Source organism: Allobosea sp. CS1GBMeth4, assembly GCF_900185715.1.
Classification (GTDB): domain Bacteria; phylum Pseudomonadota; class Alphaproteobacteria; order Rhizobiales; family Beijerinckiaceae; genus Allobosea.
In genome coordinates, this window is the sequence record NZ_FYAS01000025.1 from 321722 (window position 1) to 338663 (window position 16942).

Consider the following 16942-nt stretch of genomic DNA (forward strand, 5'->3'; position numbering starts at 1 on the left):
ATCGCGAAAGCGTATTTATCCGGCCCGCCAAATCATCCCACAGTCGGCGGGCACATCAGGCTTGAGGAAGCACCATGAGATTGAAGGGCAAGACGGCGCTGATCACCGGCGCGGCGCAGGGATTCGGCTTCGGCATCGCCGAGACCTTCGTGCGCGAGGGCGCGCGGGTCGCGGTGCTCGACATCAACGGCGACAAGGCTCGTGAAGCGGCCAAGGCGATCGGCCGCAAGGCCATCGCCGTCGCCTGCGACGTCGGCAAGGCCAAGAGCGTCGATTCGGCCGTGGCCAAGGTGATCAAGCGCTTCGGCCGGCTCGACATCGTCGTCAACAATGCCGGCATCAGCCACCGCAACCAGCCGATGCTCGACGTCACCGAGGCCGAGTTCGACCGCGTCTTCGACGTCAACGTGAAGTCGATCTTCCTGATGGCCAGGGCGACGGTGCCGCATTTCCGCGAGCATGGCGGCGGCGTCATCCTCAATATCGGCTCGACCGCCGGCGTGCGGCCGCGGCCCGGCCTGACCTGGTATAATGGCTCTAAGGGCGCCGCGAACCTGATCTCGAAGTCGATGGCGGTCGAGCTCGCGCCCGACCGGATCCGCGTCAACGCCATCGCCCCCGTCGCCGGCGAGACGCCGCTGCTGGCGACCTTCATGGGCGAGGACACGCCGGAGAAGCGCAAGGCCTTCACCGCGACGATCCCCTGGGGCCGTTTCTCGACGCCGCAGGACATCGCCAACGCCGCCCTGTTCCTGTGCTCGGACGAGTCCGAGATGGTGACCGGCTCGGTGCTGGCGGTCGACGGCGGCCGCTGCGTCTGAGAAGCGCGACCTGCCCCCTCTCCCCTTGCGGGAGAAGGCTGGGGTGAGGGGTCGCGCGACGCTGATCGTCAGCTCGTCGCCGCGCTTTCCCGAACCTTTCCAGACCTGCGCGACCCCTCATCCGGCCCTGCGGGCCACCTTCTCCCGCAAGGGGAGAAGGGAAGGTGGCGGCTAGACGATCCCGCCACCCGTCAGCGGCATCCGCTGCAGCTGCTTGACCGTGCCGTCGAGATCGAAGGCGCGGCGTTCCAGGCTGATGTGAGGCGCCGCCGGCCGCCCCTCGATGCGCAGGAGATGCCAGCTCGCGAGCTCGCCATGGCCGCCGCGCGGGCCGATCGAGGCCGACGGTACGCCGACGATCGGCACGTCGTGCCCCTGCCCCGGCCGCCAGGCCAGCGAGAAGCGATGATTGTGGCCGTGCAGCACGAGCTCTGCCCCCGCCCGGCGCAGCATCGCCTCGAAGGCGGCGGCGTCGAGCAGTTCGCGGGTGCGCCGCGCCCCGCCGACATAGGGCGGGTGATGGATCAGCACGACGCGGATCAGGCCTTCTGCCTTGGCCCGCACCAGAAGTCGCTCGGTCGCCGCGATCTGGGCCGTGCCGACGCGCCCGGTCGCCATCAGCGGCATGGTCGGAATGCCGGTGTTCATCCCGATCAGCGCGACGTGGCCGCGCCTGCGGTACCAGGGATAGCCGGCCTCGCCATCGTCGCTGGCGCACCAGGGCGCGAGCTCGCGCGCCAGCGCCGACAGGGACGAGCGGGCATAGCAGTCGTGATTGCCCGGCACGAAGCTGACGGCGTCGCGCGGGCCCAGGGTGTCGAGGAAGGAGAGCGCCGTCTTGAACTCGGTCGGCAGGCCGATATGGGAGACGTCGCCGGTGCAGGCGATGTGATCGGGCTTGTGCGCCAGCATGTCGGCGACGATCAGCCCGAGAATCTCCATGTCATGCGCGTGGCGTCGCTTGCGGCGCCAGTTGACATAACCGGTCGCGCGCTTGCCGATCAGCTCGCGCAGCGAGAATTTCGTCAGCGGCCCCAGATGCGGGTCGGAGAGATGCGCGAGCGTGAACACGCCCCAGCGCTTGCCTTCAACGCCCGCGCGCCGTCAAGCGCGACGGCGGCGGAGGGCGAAGATGACGCAGGCCGATCGGCTCAGTTCGCCGATCCCGTCAGCTCCGAGACGATGCGCGGATCGGTCAGGGTGACCGCCGGCTTCCAGACGAAGCGGGGCTTGGCATTCAGGCGGGCAGTGATGAAGGCGAGAAGCATGGTAATTTCCCCAGCGGCAACATGATCCTTGTGCTCCTTATTTAAGGCGCGCCTGTGTTATATCGAGAGGCCAAACAGAGCTCTGTTATGCGTCCATTGCATAGACAATTAACCGGCTGTTGGGATTCGTCCCGGCCGTGAGCGAAGAGGACCTCTCGGGCCCGCGCTCCGGCGCAACGGCAATCGAGCGGGTGCCGCGCGGGCTGCGCCGCCTGGCCGGGCGGGGCCTGCACCTCTATTTCCGCCTGAGCCGCGGCATGACGCTCGGCGTCCGCGCCGCCGTGCTCGGCGAAGACGGTGCGGTTCTGCTCGTGCGCCACACCTATACGCCCGGCTGGCACATGCCGGGCGGCGGCGTCGAGCCGAACGAGACCCTGGCCGACGCGCTGACGAAGGAACTGCGCGAAGAGGCGAACATCGCGCTGAGCGGCCCTGCGACGCTGCATGGCGTTTTCCTCAACCGCCACGTCTCGGTGCGCGATCATGTCGCGGTCTTCGTCGTGCGCGCCTTCACCCAGCTCGCGCCGAAGCAGCCTGACCGCGAGATCGCCGAGGCGCGCTTCTTCCCGCTCGCGGCCCTGCCGGAGAGGACGACGCCGGGCACCCGCCGCCGCCTCACGGAGATCATCGACGGGACGGCGCCAACGCAGGACTGGTGAGAGGCGAGGCGTCCGGCACTAGTTCACCCCGGGCAGCATCCGCCGCAGCACGCCGTCCTTGCGGATGAAATAGTGGAGGAGCGCCGCCGCGATGTGCCCGCAGGCCAGGAGCGCCAGCAGGATGGCGAGCGCGCCATGGACGAACAGCACGCGCTTGGCTGCCGCCTCGTCTGGCGCGGTCAGCGCCGGCAGGTCGAACAGGTTGAATAGGGTCAGCGCCGGGAAGAGCGAGACGCCGATCCAGCCGAGCAGCGGCACGGCCAGGAGCAGCCCGTAGAGCAGCCAGTGAACGAGGTGCGATCCGGCCTTCTGCCACCATTCCAGCGTCGGCTCGTCCGGCGGCGCACCGTGCACCAGCCGGTAGACCAACCGGCCCGCGCTCAGCCAGAGCAGCAGGAAGCCGGTCAGCTTGTGAGTGGAGTAGAGCGCGTCGGTCACGCCATCCCAGATGTCGAGGACGTTGCCGCGATAGGCCATGGCGAGCCCGAGAGGGACCATCACGGCCACGGCGGCGGCCGTGATCCAGTGCAGGCGCCGCGCCGTCGGGCTATAGACGGCACCGCGCTCTGCCGCAGTCGTTCCGGGGGCATGTCTCTGCGTCATGGCGCTTCGGCGCTCCCGATCACCATATAGGCCAGGGTCCGTTGCTGAGAGCATTCATCTGGTGTTCAATCTCGCGCTCTTATAGGCCAGAATGCAACCGGTCGCATGGCCGTTGCCCGGCCGCCTTGGCGTTCCGATCGCGCACGTAGAACTGGGAACCACGCAGGAACGGACACGTTGTAGAAGCGCTGTATTGCGTCGGATGCATCCGTCCGGGTGAGACACGCGTAACAAGTTCAATTCCTCCGCCGCTCCCCGGCGCAATCTGACGGACTGTCCCATGCCCAAGTCGCGTAAGCTCTTCGACCGGCCGGGTGAAACCGATCTCGTCACCGTCGACCGCGCGATCGCGGAATTCCGTGCGGCCCGTCCCGTGCTGCTGCGCCATGGCGAGGAACTCGGACTGGCGCTGTCTGCCGAGCTCGCCGACGCCGACTTCGCCGGGCGGCTCGACGGTCTTTCCGCCGGCAACGCCCACCTCGTCCTGAGCGCCGCGCGCCTGCGCCGGCTCGGCGCCAAGGGCCGCGCCGAGACCGGCCGGACCGAGACGGGCGTACTCGCCATGCCGGTGATCGATCTCGCCCGGGTCGAGGCCCTGGCGCTGAAGCTCGATGCTCGCGTCGATGCCCCGGTCGGGCCGGCCGGCCCGCTCGACGATGCCGCGCTCGAACTGGCCCGTCTCGCACTGGTGCTGCCGGCGGTGATCCTCGTCCCGGTTGCGGCCGGGCAGGTCGCCGGCGAGCCGCTGGTCACGGTCACGACGGAGGCGATCAACGGCTACCGCGCGGCCCAGGTCGCGCGCCTGTCCATCGTCGGCCGTGCGCCGGTGCCGCTCGAGGGCGCGCCGGACACCGAATTCGTCGTCTTCCGCGGCGGCGAGGGCCTGCGCGACCAGGTCGCGATCATCGTCGGCAAGCCGGATCTCGCGGCCGCCGTGCCGGTCCGGCTGCACTCGGCCTGCCTGACCGGCGACCTGTTCGGCTCGCTGAAATGCGATTGCGGCGACCAGCTGCGCGAGACCGTGCAGTGGATGGCCGAGAACGAGGGCGGCATCCTGCTCTATCTCGACCAGGAAGGCCGCGGCAACGGCATCTCCAACAAGATGCGCGCCTACAAGCTGCAGAGCCAGGGCTGGGACACCTACGATGCCGACGAGGTGCTGGGCTTCGATCTCGACCAGCGCCATTTCGACTTCGCCGCCGCCATGCTGAAGCAGCTCGGCGTCAGCCGTGTCACGGCCCTGACCAACAACCCGCTCAAGATCGGCGCGATCAGGACGGCGGGGCTCGAGGTCGCCGCGACCCAGCGCGTGCTCGGCCGCCCGAACGTCCACAATGTCCGCTATCTCGCCTCGAAGCGCGATCGCGCCGGGCATTTCATCGACATGGACGCGCTGATGGCGCGCGCCGCGCCGAAGGATTGATCGCGCCCCGGACCTGGGGCAGGAAGCCTCCATGTCCGACGCTCACCTGTCCGACGCTCCCATGCCAGATCGGGACCGGCGCGAGACCGCCCCGCCGCAGCCCTGGCCGACCGCGAGGGTGGCGCTGCTGGTCTGCGCCGCCTGGCTCGCTCTGTCCTGGCCCTGGCTCTCCGGCACCGTCACCGTGCCCTGGGACGCCAAGGCGCATTTCCATCCGCAGCTGCAGTTCCTCGCCAGTGCCCTGCACAAGGGACTGTCGCCGTTCTGGACGCCTTTCGTCTTCTCGGGCTCGCCGCAGGTCGCCGATCCGCAATCCCTGATCTTCTCGCCGCCCTTCTTCCTGATCGCCCTCGTCAACCCGGCGCCTGATTTCCGCTGGAGCGACGGCGCCCTGCTCGGCTCGCTGCTCGTCGGCGCGCTCTGCCTCGTCCTCACTTTCCGCGATCGCGGCTGGCACCCCGCCGGCGCCGTGGTCTGCGCCCTCTCCTTCGCCTTCGGCGCCGCGGCCGCCTGGCGCATCCAGCATGTCGGGCAGGTGCTGAGCCTGTCCTGTTTCGCGGTGACGCTGCTGCTGCTCTCGCGCGCGCTCGAGCGCGGGTCCTGGCGCTACGGCTTCGCGGCCGGCCTCGCCGCCGGCTTCATGGTGCTGGGGCGCGACCAGGTCGCGCTGCTCGGCGTCTACGTCCTGACGGGGCTGGTGCTCGCCGCCATCGCCATGGCCGACAAGCCGCTCGCGGCGCTGCGCGCGAGTTTCATGCCGCTGCTGCTGGGCGCGCTCGGCGCCGCCCTGATCGCGACGGTGCCCATCCTGCTCACCGCCGCGCTGGCAGAGGCATCGAACCGGCCGGCGATCGATCTCGCCGGCGCCGGCAAGGGTTCGCTGCATCCGGGCTCGCTGCTGACCGGGCTGATCGCCAATCTCTATGGCGCCTCCGGGCCGCTGGAGAATTTCTGGGGCCCGCCCAGCCCGGCCTGGGAAAAGCGCTTCGGCCCGCTCGACCTCTATCTCGCCCGCAATATGGGCGAGCTCTATCTCGGCCTCCTCCCGTTCCTGCTCGTCGTCGGCGTCGGCATCGTCCGCGGCGCCCTGCTGCGGCGCGAGATCGTCGCGCTCAGCGCCGCGGCGCTGGTCGTGCTGGTCTATGCGCTCGGCCGCTATACGCCGGGCTTCGCGCTGCTCTTCCATCTGCCGGGCATCGATTTCTACCGCCGCCCGGCCGACGCGCTCTTCATCCTCGGCGCGCTGCTCTCGATTCTCGGCGGCTACCTCACCCATCTCGTCCTGACCGACACGGCGCCCCGCCCACGCCGCTGGCAGATCGCGCTCGAGATCCTGCTGCTGCTGGCGGCGTTCTGCCTCGCGATCTGGCTGGCCTGGACGGTCGGGCGCCTCCATGTCGCCTTCGTGCCCCTGGTCACCGCCGGGCTCTGCCTGATGCTGGTCGCGGGCGCGCTGGTCGCGGCGCGCGGGCTCGCCCTGCAGGGCGCCGGCATGACGGCGGCCATCGTCCTCGCCGTGGCGATGATCGTCGACCTCGCGGTCAACAACGGCCCGAGCGAGTCCACCGCCCTGCCGGCCGGCCGTTACGAGGTGCTGCGCGCCGACAGCGGCAACGAGACCATCGCTTTGCTCAAGCGCGAGACCGCCCGCACCGCCGGTCCCGACCGGCGCGACCGCATCGAGCTCGCCGGCATCGATTTCCACTGGCCGAACGCCAGCCTCGTCCACGGGCTCGACAACACGCTCGGCTACAACCCGTTGCGGCTCGGGCTCTACAGTACCGCGACCGGCGCCGGCGACCATGTCGCCCTGCCCGACCAGCGGACCTTCTCGGCGCTGATGCCGTCCTACCGCTCGCTGCTCGCCGACATGCTCGGCCTGCGCTTCATCGCGACCGGCGTTCCCGTCGAGCAGATCGACAAGCGGCTGAAGCCGGGCGATCTCGTCCAGATCGCCCGGACGAAGGATGCTTATGTCTACGAGAACCCGCGTGCGCTGCCGCGCGTGCTCCTCGTCACCGAGGCGCAGGCGGCCGATTTCGGCGCCATCCTGACGAGCGGGCAATGGCCTGCCGGATTCGACCCGCGCCGCACGATCCTCCTCGACAAGGCGCCGCCGCCCGTGCCCACCGGCCCGGCCCAGGCCGGCAGCGTCCGCATCCGCAATTACGGCACCACCGAGGTGCTGCTCGACGTCGACGCGCCGCGCGGCGGCTTCGTCGTGCTGAACGATGTCTGGCAGCCCTGGTGGCAGGTCGAGGTCGACGGCGGGCCGGCCGAGCTCCTGCGTGCCAACGTGATCTTCCGCGCCGTCAGGGTGCCGCCCGGCCGCTCGACGGTGCGCTTCGTCTTCCGCCCGCTCGAGGGCCTCTTTCACGCCATCGGCGAGCGCATCCGCAAGGCGAACCCGCCGCCGGTGTGAAAAGTCCGTTTCCAGCGAGTGATCGTGAATGGGCCGGCGCGCGCTCTCCCCTCTCCCCTTGCGGGAGAGGGCTAGGGTGAGGGGTCTCGCGACGACTGCCGCAATCCCAACGGGCCATGGCCAGAACCTTCAAGACCTGGACGACCCCTCATCCGGCCCTTCGGGCCACCTTCTCCCGCAAGGGGAGAAGGGAGGCGGCCCTAGGGGCCCCCCCGGAATAACGTCAGCCCAGCGCCGCCATCGCCGCGACCGGCAGCGGCCGATGCGCCGCCAGCACGCGGGCGAGACCGTCGGGCACGACCGCACCGTCGCGGATGGTCTCGTCGCGATGGATGCCGCCGGCGATGAACAGGCTGTCGAAGCCCATCATCTTCGCGCCGGCCAGGTCGGTGCGCACCGCGTCGCCGATGACGAGCACCCGGGCGGAATCGACCTCGCGTCCATCGCGCGCCTCCCGCGCGGCCGCGAGCGCGAGGTCATAGGCCGGGCGATGCGGCTTGCCGGCCCAGGCGACATGGCCGCCGAGCTCCTCGTAGATCGTCGCCAGCGCCCCGGCGCAGGGCAGGAGGTCATGGCCGACATGGACGACGAGGTCGGGATTGCCGCAGATGAAGGGCAGGCCACGCGCCGCGAAACGCGACAGCAGCGGCCGGTACTGCTCCGGCTGCTCCTTGCGGTAATCGTTGAGCTCGGTCGCGACGACGAACTCGGCCTCGTCTTCGCCGACCAGCGCGATGTCGAATCCCTCGAACACAGCGAGGTCGCGGTGCTCGCCGATATGATAGGCCTTGCGCAGATGCGTCCCGGCGATCAGAGCCCGCGTCACGTCGCCGGAGGTGACCAGCCGGTCCCAGGCGGCGCGCGGCACGCGCTTTTCGGCGAGCACGCCGGCGACCTGCGCCGAGGGCCCGGGCGCGTTCGAGAGCAGCACCACCGTGCCGCCGCCTTCGCGATAGCGCATCAGGGCCTCGCAGGCCGGCCCGAGCGCCAGCACGCCGTCATGCACGACGCCCCAGACGTCGCTGATCAGCACGTCGTAGCGGGCGAGCAGCGCACCCGCTTCGGTCAGGACCGGAACGCTCATGCCCGGCCGGCCGCCTCTTGCGCCATGCGCGCCTCGACCTCGGCCCGGCGCGGCAGCGGCGCCACCGCGCCATAGCCCCGCGTCGAGAGCGCCGCCGCGACATTGGCATAGGCGCCGGCCGCGAAGGCATCGCCCGTGCGGATGTATTCGGCAAGGAAAGCGCCGTCATAGCAGTCGCCGGCGCCGGTCGCGTCGATCGCCTCGACCTTGATCGGCACGAAGCGCCGGCGTTCGTCCTGCGTCGCCACCAGCGAGCCCTCGTGGCCGAGCGTCAGCGCCACGACCCTGGCGCCGAGCGCGAGATAGAAATCCACGATGGCGTCGGGCTGCTCCAACCCGGTCAGCAGCTTCGCATCGCCGTCGCCCGGCAGGACGATGTCCGCCATCGCGCAGGCGGCATGGATGATCGCCCGCGCCCGCGTCAGCGGCCAGAGCTTCAGCCGCAGATTGGTGTCATAGGCGGTCGGCACACCGTTCTCCCGCGCCGTCGCGAACGCCTCGAACACCGCATCGCAGGCGCTGGCCGAGATCGCCTGGCTGATGCCCGAGGCCTGGATCACCTTGGCCGAGGCGATCAGCTCCTTCGGCAATTGCGCCGGGCCGTAGAGGCTCGCGGCCGAGCCGGCGCGCAGATAGGAGAAGACATGGCCCTGCGGGCCGTGGGCGACGAAATAGAGCCCTGTCGGCGCGGTCGGGTGCGTCGAGACATGGGCATCGTCGACGCCTTCCTGCGCCCACAGCGTCCTGAAGGAGCGGCCCGGCTCGTCATCGCCCAGCGCTCCGACATAGGCGACGCTCGCCCCCTGCCGCGCCGCCGCGATCGCGCAATTCGAGGTGTCGCCGCCATGGCCGAAGCGATAAGCGCCGGCTTCGCCCCGCGTCGCGTTGAACTCGCCGAGCGGCTCGCCGATGCAAACGATATCCGTCATCATCCCAACCGAAGTCGCCGGCCGCCAACGCGGCCGCCCCCTTCCCTAGAGCATGTTCGGCGAAAGTGGAAAGGCTCTGCCGGCCGGGCGGCTATTCCGCCGCCTCGCGGCTTTCGGAAGCCACCAGCAGCGCATCGGCGAGGCGGACGATCTCCTGGCGCAGGGCGGCCTCGCCCGCTGCCTTGCCGCCGCTCTGCCGGCGCAGCGAGGCGAGCTCGCGCTTGAGCCCGGCCCTGTCGGCCCGCGCCTGATCGCGCGCGCCCTGGACGGTGCCGAGCTCGGCATGCAGAGCCTCGACCATCTCGTCGCGCTCGCGCAAGGCTTCGTGATGCGCCGCCTCCGCCACCGCCGCATGCTCCTTCAGGCGCGCCTCCGTCGCAGCGGCGGCCGCGATCCTGTCCTCCAGCGCCTTGATCCGCGCCAGCGCTTCGGCATGCGCGGCGGATGCCTGCATTGCGGCCGCCTCCTGTCGTGCGATTTCGGCACCGAGCTTGACGGCGCTGGCGTCGGCCGCGCGCAAGGCCGCTTCGGCTTCGGTCGCGCGCGTCAGGAGGGCGTCGGCGCGCAATCTCTCGCTGTCGCGCTCCACCTTGAGGGCGGAGAGCGCCGTGCGTGCCTCGGCGAGCGCCATCTCGGCCGTGGTCAGCTTCGCCGAGAGATCGTCGCGCTCGCCCTCCAGCCTGAGCCGCAGCGTGCCCGCTTCGACCAGGGCGACACGCTGCGCATCATGCTCGCCGTTCAGCGTCGAGAGCGCCTTGTCGCTTTCCGCCAGCCTGGCTTCCAGTCTGGTGTGAGCGGCCCTGAGCTCGGCGAGCTCCTGGCTGCGTGCGGCCAGATCCGCCGAGCTGCCGCTCAGCGCGTGGCGGGTCTCGGCGAGTTGCGCCTCGACGGCGGCGAGGTCGGCGATACGCTCCGCGAGCGCCGCCTGCGTCGCCTGATGGCCGGCGCTCTCGCCGGCCAGCGCTTCGCGCGTCTCGGCCAGCTCGTTCGCCGTCCGCTCCAGCTCCGCCTCCAGCGCCGCGATCCGCCGCGCACCCTCGGCGAGCTCGCCTTCCAGCCGCCCGATCGTCATGTCGCGCCGGCCGATCTCGCTCATCGCGCCGGCCCTGGCAGCAAAGCCGCTCTCGGCCTTCTGCTCCAGGGCGCGCTCGCGGATCGCCAGCTCGGCGCGCAGATGGTCGCGGTCGGCGGCGATCTCGGCGAGGGAGAGGGGAAACGCGGCTTCGGCGCGCCGCCGCGCCAGCCGATCGGCCCGGCGGCTCAGTGCCGGCAGCGCCGACAGGGCGAGCAGGCTGGCCGACAGGAAGCCGAGCGCGACGAGCATGACGGCTTCGATCAAGGCGGGACGGCTCCAGTTTCAGCGATCAGCCCCGGTCAGGCTGCCATGCCTTGCAAGATAAGACCAGCAGCACCGGATTATCAGATCAGAACGGGTTCCAGGTCGCTTCCGGCGTGAATTTCAGGTAGCCGAGATTGACGCCGAGCCGCCAGCCGACGCCGGTGCGGATCGGGACGACCATCACGCCCCCGGCCGTCAGCGCGGTGAAGCCGAAGCCCCCGACGAAATAGACCGAGCCGTCGACGCCGGCGAAACGCTGATAGAGCGCGCCGACGCTCGGCAGGTTGTAGACCAGCATCATGGTGCGCGCGCCGTCGCCGCCGAAATCGAAGCCGACCGACGGCCCCTGCCAGAACACCTTGCGGTCGCCGGCGTTGCGGGTGAACAGCGTGCCCTCGCCATAGCGCAGCCCGCCGACGAAAGCGCCGGACGCCTCCTGGCCGAGCACATAGCCGTTCGGCTCGCCCCAGCGGCGCACCGCCTCTTCGATCGTCAGGGCGAGGCCGCGCGAGACGTTGCCGAAGAACTGGTGGCCGGAAGTGACCAGCTCGTTCTGCGAGAAAGACCGCTCGCCCTGCTGGGCGGCGACGGGACCTGCTGCCAGGCCCGCGCCGAGCAGCAGGGCGCTGGCGAGCAGGGTGCGGCGGGTAAGGTTCATCTCATCGTCTCCAGGCAAGCGCCGGGCATTGGGCATTCGGCCTCCTGCCGGGAACGGCGTCGACGGCATGTCGCGCGAATCCGCGCGATCACAGTAACCTCCTGGATACGCTGGATGTGTATCCAACCGGTGAACTGCGGCGCAGGACGCGACGCAACGCGACTCGGACCAAGGATTGGTGGCGATGAAGGCCGCAGCAAGGCATGCCGGGATCACCCTCGCCGGTGTCGGACTGTGCTGCATCCTGCCCCTCTCGGCCGCGCTGAGCCAGGCTTCGACCCTGCCGCCCGGCCTGCCCGATCTGCCGGGCGTCGGCGAGACCATGCTGCGCGACCGCCACTCCGGGCTGGCGCTCTCCGGCTTCGATCCCGTCGCCTATTTCATCGACAATGCCCCGGTGCCGGGCCTGTCGGACTACGAGCTGATCCGCGACGGAGCGGTCTGGCGCTTCGCCAGCGCCGCCAATCGCGATGCCTTCGTCGAGGCTCCGGAGGTGTATACGCCGCGCTTCGGCGGCTTCGACGCCAGCGGCGTCGCGGAAGGGCTCGCGATCGACGCCGATCCGCGCCGTTTCGCGGTCATCGGGGCCCGGCTCTACTTCTTCCGCAGCGACGAGAACCGCCGGCGCTTTCTCGCCGAAGCCGCCCTGCGGTCCAGGGCCCAGGAACGCTGGCAGGTGGTGGCCCCGCTGATCGCGCGCTGAGCCGCCCCGCGGCGCCGAGCGCGTCCGGCGAGAGCGGAGTCAGCAGCGGCAGGTTTCGGCCTTTTGGATCGCGAGCCGTGCCAGCCTTTCGCAGCTGGCGGCGACGAAAGGCGGATTGCGGAAATCGCGCCCCCTCTCGCCATAGCGCGGCACCTTGCCGTCGAGGGTCAGCACGACGCCTCCGGCCGCGCTGAGGATCGCGTCGCCGGCAGCGATGTCCCATTCCATCGTGGTGCCGCCGCGCACATGCAGATCGGCCTCGCCGCTGGCGATCAGCCCGAACTTCACGGCCGACGACACCGGCGCGCCGTCGCCCTTCGCGAGCGCGGCCGTGACGCCGGCGCTGACCGTGTCGCCGTGGAAGCGGCTCACCAGCATCCGCGGGCCGTCCGCCGGCTCCGCCCTGACATGCACCTGCCGCGGCGCACCGTGCGGCGTGACGTCGGCATCGAGCGCCTGAACGAAGCTCCGGTCGCCGCCATACCAGAGCCGGCCGATTCCCGGCGCCGCGATCGCCCCGGCGAGCGGCCGGCCGGCGCGGATCGCCGCGATGGCGACGCAATAGCTGTCGCCGGAGGCGAGGAATTCGCGGGTGCCGTCGAGCGGATCGAGCAGGATGAAGACCTCGGCCGGCGCGATTTCCTCGACGCTCTCCTCGCTGATCACCGGAAGGCCCGGCAGCAGCTCCGCCAGAGCCTGCTTCGCGGCGGCGTCGGCGGCGAGGTCGGCGGAGCAGACCGGCGTGCCATCCGCCTTGAGCCTGGCGTCGCGGGCCGCCCGCTTCGCCAGCAGCACGGCGGCCGCGCGCCGCGCCGCCTCGCCGAGCGTGCGTGCGAGCCCGTCCCGGTCGGTCAGGCGCGGATCGTCATGAGCGGTGGCCATGTTCCGAACCCGTCTCGCCGGCGCCGTGTGCCATTGCGATGCGACTGCCGGGCGGCGCCTCCGGCGATATCCACCCCTTAGCTAGTCCATGCCGGGTCAAAGAAAAAGCCGGCGCGCCTTCTGGCGGCCATCTTGCCCCGTCATGCCCGCTTGGGCAGCGCGAACCGGGCCCGTGCGGGGGCTATGGTTAACCAGCTGCAAACCAGCCTGGCGCATGCTGCGCCACCGACATGGGCGCGCACCGCCCTGATTCTCTTGATCGCAGGACCGGATCATGACCGCCATCTCGCTCGAGCCGCTCGATCTGGCCGCGCTTCTCTGCAGCCGCGTCTGCCATGACGTGATCAGCCCGGTGGGCGCGATCGTGAACGCGCTGGAAGTGCTCGAGGAGGACGACCCCTCGATGAAGGAGTTCGCACTCGATCTGATCAAGAAGAGCGCCCGCAACGCCTCGGCCCGGCTGCAGTTCGCCAGGCTCGCTTTCGGCGCCGCCGGCTCGGCCGGCGCGATGATCGATCTCGGGGATGCCGGCGCCGTCGCCAACGGCTTCCTCAACGACGAGAAGCTCTCCCTCGACTGGGAGGCGCCGCGCGCGCTCCTGCCGAAGAACCAGGTCAAGCTGGTGCTCAACCTGCTCGTGCTGGCGACGCAGGCGATCCCGCGCGGCGGCAAGATCACCTGCCGCTGCACCGTCGCCGGCGAGCAGGGCAGCTTCGCCATCACCGCCACCGGCTCGCATGCCCGCATCCCCGCCCATGTCGAGGATCTCATCGCCGGGCGCTCCGAGACCGGCGCCATCGACGCGCACGCGGTCCAGCCGCTCTATACCGGCATGGTCGCCCGCGCCGCCGGGATGAAGATCGCCTTCGCGATCGAGGGCGACACGGTCAGCATCGCCGCCGAACCGGCCTGACGGCCGCCGAGCACGCGCAGCGCTCGCGATACGACGTGGTTTTCGCGTGCTCTCAACTGATCATAAACCCTTACGCAGCAATATCCGCGGCAGCATCAGTGGCGTGAGCGAGCGGTCCGTGCATGGACGAGTTGCTGCAAGAGTTTCTCGGCGAGACCGGCGAGCATCTCGACACGGTCGATCGGGAGCTCGTCCGCTTCGAGCAGGAGCCGAACAACGGCGACATCCTGCGCAACATTTTCCGGCTCGTCCATACGGTCAAGGGCACCTGCGGCTTCATCGGCCTGCCGCGACTCGAAGCACTGACGCACGCGGCCGAATCCGTCATCGGCCAGTTCCGCGACGGCGCGAGCGTCTCCTCGACCGCCGTCACGGCGATCCTCGAAACGATCGACCGGATCAAGGAGATCATGGCCGAGCTCGCCGAGAAGGGCCAGGAGCCTCCGGGCCATGACGCCCAGCTGATCGACGAGCTGCGCGGACTCGCCGATCGGGCCAGGCAGGAATTGGCCGAGCGCCAGGCGCAGCCGCCGCTCGACCCGGTCGCCGCCTATCTCGCCCGCTCGGCCGGGACCCGGACCGCCGACGCCGCCGCGAGCGCGGCCGACGAGATGGACCTGGTCTTCCGTGCGGCGCCGAGCCCGCTCGACCTGCCCGGACAGGCGCATGGCGACGCGGCACGTGACGCCAGGGCCGCGGGCCCGGCGACGCTGCGCGTCAACGTCGATACGCTCGAGCATCTGATGACCATGGTCTCGGAGCTTGTGCTGACCCGCAACCAGCTGCTCGAGATCGCCCGCCGGCAGGAGGATGCCGGGCTGAAGGGGCCGCTGCAGCGCCTTTCCCTGATCACCGCCGAACTGCAGGACGGCGTGATGAAGACGCGCATGCAGCCGATCGGCAACGCCTGGTCCAAGCTGCCGCGCATCGTCCGCGATCTCTCGACCGACCTCGGCAAGAAGATCGAGCTGGTGCTCGAAGGCGCCGACACCGAGCTCGACCGCCAGATCCTCGACCTGATCAAGGATCCCCTCATCCACATGGTCCGCAACTGCGCCGACCACGCGATCGAGGAGCCGCAGGAGCGCACGGCGCTCGGCAAGCCGGAAACCGGCACGATCCGGGTCTCCGCCTATCACGAGGGCGGCTCGGTCACGATCGCGATCACCGATGACGGGCGCGGCATGGACGTCGCCCGGATCCGGCGCAAGGCCGTGCAGCGCGGGCTGGTGACGGAGGCCGAGGCCGAGCGGATGAGCGAGGCGCAGATCCTCCGCTTCATCTTCCATCCCGGATTCTCGACCGCGGACACCATCACCGCGATCTCCGGGCGCGGCGTCGGCATGGATGTGGTCAAGGTCAATGTCGATGCGATCGGCGGCATGGTCGACATCACCAGCATCGCCGGCTCCGGGACCACGATCACGATCAAGATTCCGCTGACGCTGGCGATCGTCTCCGCCCTGATCGTCGCGAGCGAAGGCCAGCGCTTCGCCATTCCGCAGGTGGCCGTGCGCGAGCTGGTCCGCGTCAAGGCGGCGGGCGAGCACCGCATCGAGCACATCAACGGCGCGCCCGTCCTGCGCCTGCGCGAGCGGCTGCTGCCGATCATCGCCCTCGCCGGCGTCATGGGCGGCGCCGGCGCGGCAGCGCCCCATGACGGCTTCATCGTGGTGACGCAGGTCGGCGAGCGCCAATTCGGCATCCTCGTCGAATCCGTGTTCCACACCGAGGAGATTGTCGTCAAACCGATGTCGACGCGGCTGCGGCACATCCCGCTCTTCTCGGGCAACACCATCCTGGGCGACGGCGCGGTGGTGCTGATCATCGACCCGAACGGCGTCGCGCGTCTCGTCGGGGCGACCGCGCCGCAGGAGGAGGCCGCCCCCGATGCGTCCGCGGATGCCGCACACCCGGTCGAGCGCACCACCATGCTGGTGTTCCGCACCGGCAAGGACCGGCTGAAGGCCGTGCCCCTGTCCCTGGTCACGCGGCTCGAGGAGGTCGAGGCCGGGCAGTTCGAGAGCGGGGGCGGACGCATGCTGCTCAACTATCGCGGCCGGCTGATGCCGGTCGTCCCCGTCGACGGCGTCGAACTGCGACGGTCCGGCCTGCAGCCGCTGGTGATCTTCTCCGAGCGGGATTTCAGCATGGCGCTGGCGGTGGACGCCATCGTCGACATCGTCGACGAGGTGCTCGACGTCGAGATGCTGGCCTCGCCCGAGGATGGGCTGCTCGGCTCGGCGATCATCCGCGGCCGCGCCACGGAGATCCTCGACGTCGCCCATTACCTGACCAGAGCCAATCCCAACTGGCTTCGCCTGCGCCGCGACGATGCCGGCGCAGCGCGCGTCCTGCTGATCGAGCCGTCCGAGTTCCTGCGCGAGATGCTCGTTCCCGTGCTGAAGGCCGCCGGCCTGCAGGTCATCCATGCCGCGGACATCGCGATGGGCGCGGGCCTCGCCTCGGGCAGCGCCGAGCTCAAGGCCGTGGTCGTCGATCTCGACCGCGATCCGGAAGCGGCTTTCGCCTTCGCCTCCCGGCTCCGTGCCGAGGGCCGCCATGCGGACCTGCGCATCGTCGGGCTCGCCAGCCTGCCGACGCCCGAGCTGCATGTCGCGGCCGCACACGGGGAGCTCGACGAGGTCGTCGCCAAGTTCGACCGGCGGGCCTTGATCGCGGAACTGGCCGAAAGCCGGCCCAGACTGAGGCGCGCCGCATGACCGGACCGACCGACGACGCCGCATCCGGCCTGGCGGCCTTCGAGGACTCGCTCGACTACGTCACCGTCACGGTCGGCGGGCAATTGTTCGGCCTGCCGATCGCGCGCGTGCAGGACGTCTTCATCGCCACGCGCATCACGCCGGTCCCGCTGGCGCCGCGGGAGATCGTCGGCCTGATCAATCTGCGCGGGCGGGTCGTCACCGCGGTCTGCATGCGCCGGCGCATGGGGCATGCCGATGCGCCGGACGCGGCGGGAAGCGGCGAGCGCGAGCTCACCGCCGTCGGCATCGATCTCGGCGGCGAAGCCTTCGCCCTCATCGTCGACAGCGTCGGCGAGGTGATGCGGCTGAGCCGTGCGACCTTCGAAGCCGTCCCGATCCATCTCGACCGCGCCTGGGCGAGCCTGGCCGAGGGCGTTCACCGCCTGGATGATCGCCTGCTCGTCGTGATCGACGTCGATACTGTCCTCACCATCGAATTGCCGGTCGCCGCCTGACCCGACCGCCGCCTGGAG

General features: G+C 70.3%; 15 protein-coding genes. 8 read left to right on the forward strand and 7 right to left on the reverse strand.

From position 1 onward, the window contains the following. Positions 1-74: 74 nt before the first annotated feature. Positions 75-821, forward strand: a complete 747-nt coding sequence (locus CS1GBM4_RS15320) for a glucose 1-dehydrogenase (RefSeq protein ID WP_186419588.1) — start codon at positions 75-77, stop codon at positions 819-821. Between the two features lie 171 nt (positions 822-992). On the opposite strand, the gene CS1GBM4_RS15325 is transcribed toward CS1GBM4_RS15320, so the two are convergent. After that, positions 993-1892, reverse strand: a complete 900-nt coding sequence (locus CS1GBM4_RS15325; RefSeq protein WP_186419589.1) for a metallophosphoesterase — start codon at positions 1890-1892, stop codon at positions 993-995. Positions 1893-2280: 388 nt separating this feature from the next. Between CS1GBM4_RS15325 and CS1GBM4_RS15330 the strand changes: the two genes are divergently transcribed. Beyond that, positions 2281-2748, forward strand: a complete 468-nt coding sequence (locus CS1GBM4_RS15330) for an NUDIX domain-containing protein (protein WP_244607258.1) — start codon at positions 2281-2283, stop codon at positions 2746-2748. Between the two features lie 18 nt (positions 2749-2766). Here the strand turns inward: CS1GBM4_RS15330 and CS1GBM4_RS15335 are convergent, their stop codons facing one another. Next, complete coding sequence (locus tag CS1GBM4_RS15335) at positions 2767-3351, reverse strand: cytochrome b (protein ID WP_186419590.1); 585 nt, start codon at positions 3349-3351, stop codon at positions 2767-2769. Between the two features lie 280 nt (positions 3352-3631). Here CS1GBM4_RS15335 and ribA point away from each other — a divergent pair, with 280 nt between their 5' ends. Both ribA and CS1GBM4_RS15345 read left to right on the forward strand, forming a co-directional pair. Continuing rightward, entirely contained in the window at positions 3632-4774 is a 1143-nt protein-coding gene (gene ribA / locus CS1GBM4_RS15340) for a GTP cyclohydrolase II RibA (protein WP_186419591.1), read from the forward strand. 31 nt (positions 4775-4805) lie between these two features. Further along, positions 4806-7196, forward strand: coding sequence for a glycosyltransferase family 39 protein (locus CS1GBM4_RS15345; RefSeq protein WP_244607242.1), 2391 nt, complete (start codon positions 4806-4808; stop codon positions 7194-7196). Between the two features lie 223 nt (positions 7197-7419). Here CS1GBM4_RS15345 and CS1GBM4_RS15350 read toward each other — a convergent pair whose 3' ends face one another. The 4 genes from CS1GBM4_RS15350 to CS1GBM4_RS15365 all read right to left on the reverse strand — a co-directional run bounded on the left by CS1GBM4_RS15350 (position 7420) and on the right by CS1GBM4_RS15365 (position 11206). Further along, positions 7420-8280, reverse strand: a complete 861-nt coding sequence (locus CS1GBM4_RS15350; RefSeq protein WP_186419592.1) for a TIGR01459 family HAD-type hydrolase — start codon at positions 8278-8280, stop codon at positions 7420-7422. Continuing rightward, positions 8277-9209 carry a sugar kinase gene (locus tag CS1GBM4_RS15355; protein ID WP_186419593.1) on the reverse strand — a complete coding sequence of 311 codons (933 nt, stop codon included), beginning with the start codon at positions 9207-9209 and terminating at the stop codon, positions 8277-8279. Before CS1GBM4_RS15355 ends, CS1GBM4_RS15350 begins: the two co-directional genes overlap by 4 nt. A 91-nt stretch (positions 9210-9300) precedes the next feature. After that, entirely contained in the window at positions 9301-10548 is a 1248-nt protein-coding gene (locus CS1GBM4_RS15360; protein ID WP_186419594.1) for a hypothetical protein, read from the reverse strand. Positions 10549-10633: 85 nt separating this feature from the next. Continuing rightward, entirely contained in the window at positions 10634-11206 is a 573-nt protein-coding gene (locus CS1GBM4_RS15365; RefSeq protein WP_244607243.1) for a DUF1134 domain-containing protein, read from the reverse strand. A 184-nt stretch (positions 11207-11390) separates the two neighbouring features. Here CS1GBM4_RS15365 and CS1GBM4_RS15370 point away from each other — a divergent pair, with 184 nt between their 5' ends. Next, a complete protein-coding gene (locus CS1GBM4_RS15370; RefSeq protein ID WP_244607244.1) occupies positions 11391-11909 on the forward strand; it encodes a YHS domain-containing (seleno)protein in 519 nt (172 codons plus the stop codon). A 39-nt stretch (positions 11910-11948) separates the two neighbouring features. Here CS1GBM4_RS15370 and CS1GBM4_RS15375 read toward each other — a convergent pair whose 3' ends face one another. After that, a complete protein-coding gene (locus tag CS1GBM4_RS15375) occupies positions 11949-12791 on the reverse strand; it encodes an inositol monophosphatase family protein (RefSeq protein ID WP_186419596.1) in 843 nt (280 codons plus the stop codon). A 274-nt stretch (positions 12792-13065) separates the two neighbouring features. On the opposite strand from CS1GBM4_RS15375, the gene CS1GBM4_RS15380 reads away from it, so the two are divergent. From CS1GBM4_RS15380 to CS1GBM4_RS15390, 3 genes are all read left to right on the forward strand, one after another. Further along, entirely contained in the window at positions 13066-13704 is a 639-nt protein-coding gene (locus CS1GBM4_RS15380) for a histidine phosphotransferase family protein (RefSeq protein ID WP_186419597.1), read from the forward strand. A 122-nt stretch (positions 13705-13826) separates the two neighbouring features. After that, complete coding sequence (locus tag CS1GBM4_RS15385; protein WP_186419598.1) at positions 13827-16427, forward strand: chemotaxis protein CheW; 2601 nt, start codon at positions 13827-13829, stop codon at positions 16425-16427. Next, on the forward strand, positions 16424-16924 hold the full coding sequence (locus CS1GBM4_RS15390; RefSeq protein WP_186419599.1) for a chemotaxis protein CheW: 501 nt from the start codon (positions 16424-16426) through the stop codon (positions 16922-16924). The genes CS1GBM4_RS15385 and CS1GBM4_RS15390 overlap by 4 nt, the downstream gene beginning before the upstream one ends. Positions 16925-16942 lie beyond the last annotated feature (18 nt).